The sequence below is a fragment of the Mucilaginibacter glaciei genome, from assembly GCF_014773245.1.
GTDB lineage: Bacteria > Bacteroidota > Bacteroidia > Sphingobacteriales > Sphingobacteriaceae > Mucilaginibacter > Mucilaginibacter glaciei.
Window position 1 is genome coordinate 870,828 of record NZ_JACWMX010000001.1, and the last position, 12,251, is coordinate 883,078.

A 12,251-nucleotide genomic window follows, 5' to 3' on the forward strand; every position below is an offset into this window, starting at 1 on the left:
AACGACTTATAATGACTTGAATATCCGTCTGAAAACCTATCTATCACAATCACATGAAAAAACATTACCGGAAAGAAAACGACTGCCTTAACTGCGGTACTATTTTAGAAGGTAAATTTTGCCCTAACTGCGGCCAGGAAAACCTGCAGATGAAAGAGAGTTTTGGCCACATGCTTATTCATGCCGTAAGCGATTACTTCCATTTCGACGATCAGTTTTTTCAAACGCTTAAGCCACTCCTTTTTGAACCGGGTAAGCTTACCAATAAGTATGTTGCGGGCCGCCGTGCTCATTATCTGCACCCGGTTAAGATGTACATCTTCATTAGTTTGGTATTTTTTTTAATCTTCTTTCAAAATAAAAAAAATGATCTGTTTCATGAAAGAGATGTTAAACAAAGTGAACAAACAAGCACTTCAAAAACAAAAAAGGCTATCGATAAAGGCACCGATCAAAACCCTGAGCTAAGCGAAAAGCAAAAGAAGGGTATAAAACGAAGGATCAGCCCATTTATACCGGATACACTCCGCAAAGAAATCCTGGCAGATATAAAAAAGGATTCGCTCAAAAAGAAGTCATCATACGGTAGTAAAAGCGAAGATTTTGCCTTTTTTAGTGACGACCCTAACGACACTACCTACAGCGGTTATTTAGCACGTCAAAGCAAGTTACCTACCCACAAACGCGATGGGGCACTCGTGCGATATTTGGTCAAGAATAATATTAAGTGGCGCAGTCATGGTACGAACGCTAAGGAGATAATTACTGAGGGACTAAAGCATAACGCCCCAAAAATGATGTTTTTACTGTTGCCCTTATTTGCATTAATATTAAAACTGGCATTTTGGAACAACCACAAATTTTATGTGGAACACATGATCTATGCTATCCACCTGCATTGTTTTGTGTTTTTGTATTTGACGTTTACAACGCTGCTGGCTTTGATAGTACCCGATAGTTGGGATGGTGTAATGGGCTGGGTTGGAATAATATCTACAATTATTATCAATTGGTATATCTACCGCTCATTCAGGGTGGTGTATAAAAGAAGCCGTTGGCGTACCGTGAGTAAGTTAATAGGCGTTGGCATTATGTATAGTGTTTTATTCGGATTTTGTTTCGTGTTGATGTTACTGTTTGTTGCAATTACAGCAGCATAAATTCTACGTAAATAAGAAAGGTCCCGCAAATTGCTGCACGGGACCTTTTTTCTAGTATTATGTTATTAACTACAAAAATGCGTAACCTAAAGTTAGATTAAAGAGACTTACGCGGGTTTTGTAATTTGTTGAACCATCGTAATAGTTTTGTTTGGTTAAACCGGCTTCGTAGCGAAGATCAATAGAGATTTTACGTATATCGATACCGGCACCCGCTGTAACCGCAACGTTCGAATCTTTATAGTCGAATCTTGTAGCACTGCTTACAGCAGTACCGAAATTATTCTTCTTATCGATAGCGAATGAGAAAAGCGGGCCTGCATAAAACCGGCCACCTAAGCCAAAAGCACCAATTTTGCCACCAAATAATAGTGGCACATCAATACTGGTAAACTTTGCAGAAGAGATAGTTTGCGTGCTGTTGTTAATATCGACGTTTTTACTCGTTACGTATACTTCCGGCTGAAAGTTAAAGCCCAGAGCGCCAAAACGTGCCCATAAACCACCCAGGTAACCTGCACGGTTGCTGCTGTTAAACGTGCTGGTCGAATTTGACAGGCTGCTTAAGTTAACGCCACCTTTTACACCAATCTGAAAGCTTGGTAACACTTGTGCCTGTGATGCTGTAGCTGTCGCAGCCAATATCGATAAGGCAAGGAATAATTTTTTCATAAGGATTTAATTTTTTAGTGTAACGCAAAGGTAGGGAAATTGTGTTACACCCAATCTTTTTTAAATGTCAATATCCGGTTAGCTATCAAAAGCGGACCAGATATTGACAGCGTTAACTGTGCAAAAAGATTATTATTACAACGTCAGTTTTCCCTGGTAGTAATCTAAAATTTTGTTATAAATGTAGCAGTCGTACCGGGCGTTGATCAGGTTGAATTTCGATCTGTCTAAGTTATTTTTTGCGATAACAAACTCGACAGAGTTCAATACACCCGCATTAAATCTGATCTCGGCGGTACGGAATGATTCGGTGTAGGCACTAACCTGATCTTGCAAAACATTATAGCGCTCATAAGCCGTTGTCATGTTCAAATAGGCCTGTTCTACATTTTGCCTTAATTGCACCTTGGTTGTTTGTTCAACATAGATGGTGTTTTGCAAATCAATTTTTGCCAGTGCTACCTTGTTACGATTTTGAAAATAATTTAGGATAGGCACCCGCAAACTCACCCCAAATTGGGTACCATAATTATTTTTGAACTGGTCATAATAACTTTGGCTTTGCCCGGCAATTTGTGCAGAGCTAGAAATGTTTGTCGATAACCCCCCAAATAAAGATACCGTTGGCGCAAGGCTTCCGCGGGCTACACTCACTCCTTTTTCTGCACTTTGGCGCCTTAAAGCAGCCGCTTTGATATAAGCCAACTGGTTCAATGCAATATCATAAACCTGATCTGACGAGTTAGGCGTTTGTTTTGCCAGGTTCTCTGCGTTTATCGGCTGTAGATTGATACTCTCTTTATAGGGGATATTCAAGATCTGCAACAAATTAAGTTTGGATGTTTTTAAAGTAGTGGCGGTGTTTACAACCGTGAGCTGGTTATCTGCAAAAATGCCTTTAATATCCGGGTAGTCTTGTGGTGTTTTATTGGCCCCCTCCTTTTCCAGTATCGCTAAACGCTTTACCTGCTGTTTGGAAACATCCAACTGGTTCTTTACCTGGTTAAGTAGCTCTGTATTATCAAGCACCATTAAATACGCTGTGATCACGTTGATAGTAACCTGGTCTTTAGCCTGTTGAAAATCCATTTTACCGGCCTGGTAAGCTAACGAAGTTTGTTTAATGTTATTGAGGTTTTGCAGGCCGCTAAATAAGGTAAGGTTGCTGTTTAAATTATAATTTCCCGACCGGAAAGACTGATTAAGATAGGTATTGGTTGATGGGTCTATCCCACGGCCGTTACTTACGCTATGATCTACCTGTCCATTTACAGTTGGCAGCAAATATTCCTTAGCTTGGTTTGAATTTACCTTAGCAGTCTCCAGCAATAGTTCACTCTTCTTAACGTCGAGGTTGTTTTTTACAGCAATATCGATGCATTGTTGCAAGTTTAGTAAGGTATCTGTTGATTGGCCAATGGCCAGTGCGGGTGCCGACAGTGAAAGGCTGAAAAGCAAGTATTTAAAGTATCGCATTTTGTATTTTAATTCAGAGTTTTTTTGAAGATTCTACCCTTCCATCCAACAGGTTAATAATGCGTGAGCCGTATTCAGCATTTTTTTCGGAGTGTGTTACCTGGATGATGGTAACGCCATCTTCTTTGTTTAGCTTACGGAATAATTCCATTATTTCTTCGCCTTGTTTGGAGTTTAAATTGCCGGTAGGCTCGTCGGCTAAAAGCACCTTCGGTTTGGCAATCAACGCACGCGCTATACCTACTAATTGCTGCTGCCCACCTGACAGTTGTGCGGGGAAAAGATCTTTTTTACCAACAATGTTAAAACGGTCAAGCATATCGGCAACCATCGCTTTACGTTCAGATCCTTTTACATCCTGGTAAATTAGCGGGGTTTCTATGTTTTCATAAACGGTTAATTCGTCTATCAAATGGTAGGCCTGGAAAACAAATCCGATATATTGTTTATATAAGGCAGCGCGCTGTTTTTCTTTCAGTTGATGCACAGGCTGATCCACAAAATAATGGAAACCGGTTGAAGGCTCATCTAACATACCGATGATGTTTAACAACGTTGATTTACCTGAGCCGGAAGGGCCCATGATTGAAATAAACTCGCCCTCTTCTACTTCAAGGCTGATATCGTTAATGACAAAGTTTTTATTGCCGCCAACCTGGTAGAATTTTGAAATATGCTGAAGTGATAACATTTTAACTGGTTAAGATTAATGAATAGTTGTTTACTGGGTGCAATTTCTTATTTGATTTTAGTATTTATATATCAATAACATACCAAATTTTTAATTTGTTGATTTATAGTTGATTGTGTTATTTTTTATACATCGCACTGTACGCTTCTGTACAGGCGGCGTTCGGTAATGATACAGTTGTCTGTTAGTGAGATTAAATGAAAAAAGAACCAAGAGCCAAGGCGGGGTTAACCCGTTTCCTTATTTCTTGGTTCTTTTTTTGGTTTTTACTTTTACTCGCTCCGTAAACTCTTTACAGGGTTACTTAAAGCAGCTTTGATTGATTGGTAACTTACCGTTATGAATGCAATTAAAATGGCCGTGCCGCCGGCTACAGCAAACACCCACCAATTTATTTCGATGCGGTAGGCAAAATCCTGTAACCACTTGCCCATGGCGTACCACGCCAACGGCGATGAAATGATAACAGCTATCACGACCAACTTCAAAAAATCGGCAGAGATGAGCGTTACGATGCTCATAACGTTAGCACCTAACACTTTCCTGATGCCAATTTCCTTAACCCGCTGCCGCGTAGAGAATACAGCTAAGCCAAACAGCCCCAGGCACGATATAAATATGGTTACCACTGTAAACGCTTTAAGGATACTGCCTGTACGCTGTTCTGTTTTATACATCGCCTCAAATTCCTGATCTAAAAAATGAAATTCTATTGGTGTGTTGGGATAATACTTATGCCATTTGGTTTGTACAGCGGCAATTGTATTTGCCGTATTTTTTCCATTGGTCTTTACCAATAGTTTACCAAACCAATCGTATTCAGGGAACATCACAATCGGCGAGATCTTATCATGTAACGAGGTGAAGTTAAAATCCTTTGCTATGGCCTTGATCGTACCCATGCGGCCATTTAATCCAATGTGTTTGCCAATGGCATCTTTTGGCTTCCACCCCATTGCACGGATGGCTGTTTCATTCAATATAAAGCTGTAATTGCGTTCTTCGGACTTCGGCGTAAGTACCCGTTGCTCATCGCCCAGGTCAAGATCGTTTCCTTGCACCAAATGGATGCCCATCGTTTTGATAAAGCTTTTCTCTACCGGCATCGCAATTACCGACAATTCAAAATCTGATGCTTTCCCGTCTGCACTATTGATAGAATAACCGCCGCGCACATTCACCGGCGAATCATAAGTAGCCGTGGCACCCTGTACGCCGGGTTGCTGCATCAAGTCATTTTTAAATGGCTCCATACTGCTGTAAGGCATCCCCCCTATTTCCAACACCATCACTTGTTGGCGGCTCATGCCGGTATTAAGGTTTTGAATGTATTTTAGCTGCCCGCCCGCTATCAGCGTACAGATGATAAAAAAGACTGATACAACAAATTGAAACACCACCAACGATTTACGTAAAGTGTTGCCACCCGCCTGCCCGCCTGTATTGCCTTTTAACGTTACAATGGGTTTAAAGGCTGATAGATACAAAGACGGGTAGGTGCCCGCCAACAAGGTTACAATGATAAATAGACTAACCAGCGCATAAATAAGCCACGAGGTGTTCCATGTACTGAAGCTGAGCACTTGCCCGCTAAAATTGCTGAATGCCGGGAAACAAATTGTGGCCAATAATAAACCGGTAACCAAGGAAACAAACGTTATTATTCCGGCTTCTGTAATAAACTGAAAGAATAACTGGCCACGTTGCGCGCCCATTACTTTGCGCACGCCGATCTCTTTAGCGCGTTCGGCAGATTTTGCCGTAACCAGGTTCAGGAAGTTAACACAAGCTAACAACAATAAAATAACGGAAACGATGCCTAAAATATAAATATATTTAATGTTACCGGCCGGTTCTAAACCACCTCCCGCTGTCGAGTATAAATGTACTTTCGTAAGTGGCTCCAACGTAAACCATGATTTACCACCGCCTGTTTGATCTTTAAATAGTTTGTTCAAATAACTGTTCATTTTTGCCTGAGCTGACGGCACGCTGGCTCCAGGCTTTAACAGTAAATAAGAATAATCATTTGACGAACTCCATTCGCGGGTTTTTGAACGGTCTAACATGGCATAGTTACCAACCATGTTAAATTTTATTTGCGAGTATTCCGGCACATCTTCAACAACACCGCTCACCATCAGGCTACGGGTTTGATTTACCTTAAGCACTTTGCCCAATGGGTTTTCATTACCAAAGTATCTTTTTGCAGTAGATTGGGTTATCACAACCGATAACGGACTTGCCAACGCAGTTGCCCTATCGCCCGCCAAAAACTTAAAGCCAAAGATCTTAAAGAAAGAATCGTCGGCCAATAGCATCTTCTTTTCACTTAAAAGTTTATCACCATACTGGATGGCGGCCGGTCTGTTGCCGGAGTAATCGTAAATACGTACACCGTCTTCAATTTCAGATAATTCCTGCTTAAAAACAGGTACGGGTGCTGTTGGCGTTACCGACGTAGTTTTTGCTTCCGGATCATCCGCAGATTTGTGGCTGAATGCGATGCGCACGATACGATCCGCTTTGTCATGAAATCTATCATATCGCAATTCATTGATCAGGTAAGTTGTTAATAATAAAAAACAACAAATTCCAACGGCTAAACCGGCAACACTGATAATTGATGTTGTTTTATTTTGCGCCAGGTTGCGCCAGGCCGTTTTTAAATAGTTTTTAATCATGATGGCTGATTTATAGGCTTTATTTTATTTGAACTGATTCTTTTGATTCTATTTCGCCTACTCGCTCCTTAAGCTTTTAACCGGGTTAACCAGGGCCGCTTTAACCGCTTTGTATCCAACCGTGATCCAGGCTATACCGGATGACGTAACGATTGCAAGTACGAATACCCCTGCTGTTAACGGGATGCGATAGGCGAAATTTTGCAACCACTTATTCATCATATACCACGCTGCCGGCATGGCTATTACGAACGAGATCAGGATAAGAATCATAAACTCTTTCGAGAACAGGAACACGATGCTAAATACCGATGCACCTAAAACTTTGCGTACGCCAACCTCTTTGGTGCGTTGTACCGCCATAAAAGATACTAAACCATAAAGGCCTAACCAAGAGATAAATATCGCGATGATTGCGAAAATTTTATAAACCAGTGCCAGTTGGTTTTCCTGCTGGTAAAATTTTGCGATATTCTCGTCCAAAAAATATCCGTTATAAGCATATTCAGGATATGTGGCTTCCCATGTTTGCTGTATATCGCTAACAGTAGCTTTCAAGTTTTTTGTTTCGATCTTTACTGCCGCCTGTGATTCAACCTTTTTGCGGGCGGTAATAACAATTGGTTTAATTGCATCGCGCAGTGAATTTGTTTTGAAATCCTTTACCACTCCAACAATAGGGATCCACTTCCCGCTGCCTAATTTAATGTCTTTGCCAATTGCTTGTTCAGCTTTTTGAATGTCCAGCTTGTGAATAAAGGTTTCATTAACCACAGCCGCGCGGGCAGTATCGCTTTGCTCGTAACCGTGCCCGGCAGCGAACTTCATCCCGAAGGTTTTGAAATAGTCGGCATCCCCGTATTTAAGGAAGGTAGGGTAAGTAAATTCCTTATCAGAATGGTTGTAATAGAAATTTTGCCCCCAGTTGTTATCGGACGATGGTGCATCAGACGAAAAACTGACACCTTTAACGCCCGGCATTTGCAACAGCTGCTGTTTAAAGGCATCCAGTTTTGAAAGACTAATGCTATCTGTATAGCCCGGCAGTATCAATACCGCATTTTTGTTAAAGCCCAAGTCGGCCTCATTCACAAAATTCATTTGATTCACGGCAACCAATGTACCGATGATCAATAATTGAGCGATTGCAAATTGGGCTACAACCAATGCCCTGCGCAACGGTATGCCGCCTATGGAGGCAGCGGTGATCTTGTTTTTGATGGCCAATACAGGTTTAAAGCCCGAAACTACTAATGCAGGGTAAATACCCGAGAGCAATATCACAACAACCATTGTAACCAGTAAAAATAAAATACTGCCCATATTGAACAGACCGATATCCTCCGGCACATTTGCTATGTTTTTAAGGAAAGGCAGGGCAATTTCGGCAAGCCCGATAGCTAATATAATAGAGAATATAACAATCAACGCGGTTTCGCCAATTACCTGAATGATCAATTGCTTACGGCTGCTGCCCAGCACCTTACGGATGCCTACTTCTTTTGACCGACCAACCGATTGCGCGGTAGAAAGGTTGATGAAGTTGATAGATGCCATCACAATGATCAGTATAGCGATGAATGATAAAGTGCGCAATGTGCTTTTGCTGGTCAAATGGTCGCCAAGGGTGTTCCCTACCCGCGTATCAAAATGTAATTCATTAAGAGGCTGTAATATATGTACACGTGTTGTTTTACCGCCTTTTGCTTCCAAATATTTTTTGGTGAAAGGGACAAATTTTTTGGTTAGATTTTCTACAGATAAGTTCGCCGGTAATTGCACAAAAATCTGATTATTGCTGCTGATATTATCCCAGGAATTGGCATAACCGTAATCTTTCGGGTGCTGTTTCCAGGTGATGTAGGATACTAAGACTTTTAAAGGAAAATCGCTGTTACTTGGTGCATCAGCAATAACTCCTGCAACTTTCAACGTTAAAACGTTATCCATTTTAAGCGTTTTGCCGACTACCTCTTTCCAATCGCCAAAGTATTTGATAGCAGTGCTTTTATCTATCACCACCATGTTAGGTTGGGATAGCACAGCATTATTACCGCTTAGCCATTCAGTTTTGAAAATATCGAAGAACTGCGGTTCCATAAAAAACACGCCTACTTTTTCGGTGAATTTTCTATCGTTTGCCGAGTTCGTTGAATTTGCACCGCCCACTGTTAATTGGCTGCCATAATTGGAATTTAAAGCTGCGAACTTTACCTGGGGAAAATCATTTCGCAGCGCATCGATCGCCGGCGGAGAAGTACCCGGGTTGTAAGCCATCCCATCATCCTGCATCTGCGACGTTACAAAGTGATAAATGTTTTTATAACCGGGAAAATTAGTATTAAAGCTGATTTCGAATTGAAGAACAACAAAAATGAGCAAGCAAGCGGCGATGCCTACACTAAGACCAGAAATATTGATAATCGAATATCCTTTATGACGGACAATGTTTCTCCAGGCAATTTTAAAGTAGTTTTTAAACATGATTATGGCATTAGGCTTATAGACAAGTAAATCCCATACCATTATTTTAACAACCTGAAAATTAAATAATTACATTGAGCTGAAGTGTGTTACTATGTACGTAAGTGTAACAGTATGTGTTCGATTATGATACAGTTGTAATTCACGCAAATTGTCATTTAGAACAAGCGATAGTGAGGAGAAATCTTCTAAAAGCCTTAGACTAACCTACATGGCTGCTATGCAGGTTTCAGAAGATTTCTCAAATCGGTCGAAATGACAACGGCGGATGTTAAAACCCGAAGTGCTTAATGTAAGTGCTCAAGTCCTTATCTCCCCTTCCAGATATGCAGATCACCACATTATCATTTTTTTCAAAGGTCATTTTCTCCAGATAAGCTAACGCGTGGGCTGTCTCTATCGCGGGGATTATCCCTTCCATTTGTGAGCACAGCAAACCTGCCTGTAATGATTCATCGTCGGTAATGCTTACATACTTAGCCCTGTTAACTTTAAACAAATGCGCGTGCTGCGGGCCTATGCCGGGATAATCAAGCCCCGCAGAGATAGAATAAGGCTCTACAACCTGCCCGTCGTCTGTTTGCATTAATATGGTACGGCTACCATGTAAAACACCTTCGCGACCCAGAAAGGTAGTTGCAGCAGAGTGGCCGGTATTTACACCTTTACCGGCTGCCTCAACAGCGATAAGCTTAACACCCTCATCATCCAAAAAATGATAAAACATACCCATCGCGTTACTGCCGCCTCCCACACAGGCCATCACATATTGCGGTAATTCATTACCCGTTTGTTCTAAAAGCTGTTTTTTAGTTTCCTGCGATATGATGGATTGGAATTTGGCAACCATATCCGGATAAGGGTACGGCCCTACAACAGATCCAATGATGTAGTGTGTATCAACAGGGTTAGCTATCCAGTCGCGCATGGCCTCGTTGGTAGCATCCTTAAGCGTTTTACTGCCAGATGTTGCCGGTACTACTGTTGCGCCCAGCATTTTCATACGGGCAACGTTTGGTGCCTGGCGTTCCATATCAATTTCGCCCATGTAAACTACACATTCTATTCCTTTTAGCGCGCAAACTGTGGCGGTTGCCACGCCATGCTGGCCGGCACCTGTCTCTGCAATAATTCGTTTTTTACCTAAACGCTGCGCAAGTAAGATCTGGCCTATTGCGTTATTGATCTTGTGAGAGCCGGTATGGTTTAGATCTTCACGTTTAAAAAAGATGTTAGCCCCGTATTTTTCAGAATATCTTTTGGCGTGATACAACGGCGAAGGGCGGCCTACATAATCGCGCAGCAACTTGTTATACTCTGCTTTAAAGCTATCATCATTGATGATTTTGTTATACTGTTGCCTTAATTCTTCCACATTGGGGTAAAGCATTTCGGGTATATATGCACCACCAAAATCACCGTAATATCCCTGCTCGTTAACTCCGTATTTCATCACTTTAATTATTTTTGATGGCTTTAAAAGCCTGTTCTAACTTCATTATATTTTTTAAACCCGGAGATATCTCAAACCGGCTATTCAGATCGACCCCGTAAAACATGGGATGATCAATTTTTTTCACTTCTTCAATATTATCCAAACTCAGCCCGCCCGATAAAAAGAAGGGGGTATCGTAATTATACTTTTCGAGTATTTGCCAGTTAAACTTTTTTCCCGAACCACCATGCGCAGTCGTTTTTGTATCGAACAGAAAATAATCTACATTCTCGCCGTATGGTGACAACTGACTGAAGTCGAAATCTTCATCGACGCCAAAGGCCTTGATCACTTGCACCTCGTGCTTAAACAGATCGCAAAATTTCGGGCTTTCGTTGCCATGCAGCTGAATAGCATCCAATTTATATTTATAGATGTATTTACTGATAGCATCTTCATGTTCGTTAACAAACACCCCGGTTTTGACAATGTTTGACGAGATCTCATCCAGGTAAAATTCGTCCGGCTCGCCAATAAATCTGGGCGATTTATCATACAGAATAAAGCCCATAAAATCGGGCTGTAACAGTTCAACAGCTTTAATATTATTAATGTCCCGTAATCCGCAAACTTTGATCTTCATATCAGTTGGCAATCAATGTTTTAAAGCTTTTTAAAGCCATCTTGTTTATTAAAGATTCCTCGGCTTCGTAATAACAATCGGCAAAGCTTTTAGCCGGGTTGATAGTTTTAATAGCCATTGCGGCATTACTCAAAACCACGCTGCTTTGAGCGGTGGTAGCTTCATCATTCAGCACTTTCATAAATATGTCTGCTGAGTCGCTCACCGTATGCCCACCTGTAATTTCATTCTCATTCAGTTTAGTGAAGCCCAATGCCTCGATACTATTAACCTTTTCGCCATCGGCCGAGAATGTTTTAAAATCACAGGTAAGTGATATCTCATCGTAACCATCCAACGCGTTCAATATAGTGTACTTGATACCCGATTTCTGATACAAGTAAGCATAAACACGCGCCAATTCCAGGTTAAATACGCCAACCAGTTGGTTTTGCGGTTTGGCCGGGTTTACCAGCGGTCCCAACATGTTAAAAAAGGTTTTTACGCCTAATTCGCGCCTGATAGGTGCCACCGTTTTCATAGCCGGGTGAAATAGCGGTGCATGCAAAAAACAGATGTTGGCACTGTCCATACTTCTTTTAAGTGCATCAGCATTATTGGTGAATACATAACCCAGATATTCCATTACGTTGGATGAACCGCACCCGGACGATACACCATAATTGCCATGTTTAGCAACTTTATAACCTGCCCCTGCAACTACAAATGATGCCAGGGTTGATATATTAAAAGTGTCTTTACCATCGCCACCGGTACCACAAAGATCGATAGTTTCGCCGCTCTGCAAGTCGATAGGAAGGCAAAGTTCCAGCATCGCATCGCGAAAGCCTTCCAATTCATTCACCGTGATACTACGCATGCAATAGGCCGTCATAAAAGCTGCCATTTGCGAGTTATTGTATTTACCGATAGCAATGTTTTTCAAAATCTCTTTCGATTGCTCGCGGGTAAAGGTTTTATGTTCAAAAAGATGGTTAAGTATCTGTTTCATAATTGGCCATAAAAA

General features: G+C 41.4%; 9 protein-coding genes. 1 reads left to right on the top strand and 8 read right to left on the bottom strand.

Going from position 1 to position 12,251, the window contains the following annotated elements:
* The first annotated feature begins 53 nt into the window (after window positions 1-53).
* Window positions 54-1,160 (top strand): DUF3667 domain-containing protein, encoded by a 1,107-nt coding sequence (locus IDJ76_RS04020; protein WP_191160946.1) that lies wholly within the window; start codon window positions 54-56, stop codon window positions 1,158-1,160.
* Between the two features lie 69 nt (window positions 1,161-1,229).
* Here IDJ76_RS04020 and IDJ76_RS04025 read toward each other — a convergent pair whose 3' ends face one another.
* The 8 genes from IDJ76_RS04025 to trpD form a co-directional block, all read right to left on the bottom strand.
* On the bottom strand, window positions 1,230-1,832 hold the full coding sequence (locus IDJ76_RS04025; protein WP_191160948.1) for a porin family protein: 603 nt from the start codon (window positions 1,830-1,832) through the stop codon (window positions 1,230-1,232).
* Window positions 1,833-1,967: 135 nt separating this feature from the next.
* Window positions 1,968-3,308: a TolC family protein gene (locus tag IDJ76_RS04030; protein WP_191160950.1), complete on the bottom strand. Its 1,341-nt coding sequence runs from the start codon at window positions 3,306-3,308 to the stop codon at window positions 1,968-1,970.
* A 13-nt stretch (window positions 3,309-3,321) separates the two neighbouring features.
* Window positions 3,322-3,999 carry an ABC transporter ATP-binding protein gene (locus IDJ76_RS04035; RefSeq protein ID WP_191160952.1) on the bottom strand — a complete coding sequence of 226 codons (678 nt, stop codon included), beginning with the start codon at window positions 3,997-3,999 and terminating at the stop codon, window positions 3,322-3,324.
* A 272-nt stretch (window positions 4,000-4,271) separates the two neighbouring features.
* The gene (locus IDJ76_RS04040) at window positions 4,272-6,683 is read right to left on the bottom strand and encodes an FtsX-like permease family protein (protein WP_191160954.1); all 2,412 of its coding nucleotides are present in this window, start codon (window positions 6,681-6,683) and stop codon (window positions 4,272-4,274) included.
* A 57-nt stretch (window positions 6,684-6,740) separates the two neighbouring features.
* Window positions 6,741-9,167: an ABC transporter permease gene (locus IDJ76_RS04045; protein WP_191160956.1), complete on the bottom strand. Its 2,427-nt coding sequence runs from the start codon at window positions 9,165-9,167 to the stop codon at window positions 6,741-6,743.
* 271 nt (window positions 9,168-9,438) lie between these two features.
* Window positions 9,439-10,620 carry a tryptophan synthase subunit beta gene (gene trpB / locus IDJ76_RS04050; protein WP_191160958.1) on the bottom strand — a complete coding sequence of 394 codons (1,182 nt, stop codon included), beginning with the start codon at window positions 10,618-10,620 and terminating at the stop codon, window positions 9,439-9,441.
* A gap of 4 nt (window positions 10,621-10,624) precedes the next feature.
* On the bottom strand, window positions 10,625-11,245 hold the full coding sequence (locus tag IDJ76_RS04055) for a phosphoribosylanthranilate isomerase (protein WP_191160960.1): 621 nt from the start codon (window positions 11,243-11,245) through the stop codon (window positions 10,625-10,627).
* Window position 11,246: 1 nt separating this feature from the next.
* Window positions 11,247-12,236, bottom strand: a complete 990-nt coding sequence (trpD, locus tag IDJ76_RS04060; RefSeq protein ID WP_191160962.1) for an anthranilate phosphoribosyltransferase — start codon at window positions 12,234-12,236, stop codon at window positions 11,247-11,249.
* Window positions 12,237-12,251: the final 15 nt, after the last annotated feature.

Coding starts and splice junctions, on each gene's coding strand:
- trpB (WP_191160958.1), bottom strand. CDS start 10,620: ATGAAATACGGAGTTAACGAGCAGGGATATTACGGTGATTTTGGTGGT.
- trpD (WP_191160962.1), bottom strand. CDS start 12,236: ATGAAACAGATACTTAACCATCTTTTTGAACATAAAACCTTTACCCGC.
- IDJ76_RS04055 (WP_191160960.1), bottom strand. CDS start 11,245: ATGAAGATCAAAGTTTGCGGATTACGGGACATTAATAATATTAAAGCT.
- IDJ76_RS04020 (WP_191160946.1), top strand. CDS start 54: ATGAAAAAACATTACCGGAAAGAAAACGACTGCCTTAACTGCGGTACT.
- IDJ76_RS04035 (WP_191160952.1), bottom strand. CDS start 3,999: ATGTTATCACTTCAGCATATTTCAAAATTCTACCAGGTTGGCGGCAAT.
- IDJ76_RS04045 (WP_191160956.1), bottom strand. CDS start 9,167: ATGTTTAAAAACTACTTTAAAATTGCCTGGAGAAACATTGTCCGTCAT.
- IDJ76_RS04040 (WP_191160954.1), bottom strand. CDS start 6,683: ATGATTAAAAACTATTTAAAAACGGCCTGGCGCAACCTGGCGCAAAAT.
- IDJ76_RS04025 (WP_191160948.1), bottom strand. CDS start 1,832: ATGAAAAAATTATTCCTTGCCTTATCGATATTGGCTGCGACAGCTACA.
- IDJ76_RS04030 (WP_191160950.1), bottom strand. CDS start 3,308: ATGCGATACTTTAAATACTTGCTTTTCAGCCTTTCACTGTCGGCACCC.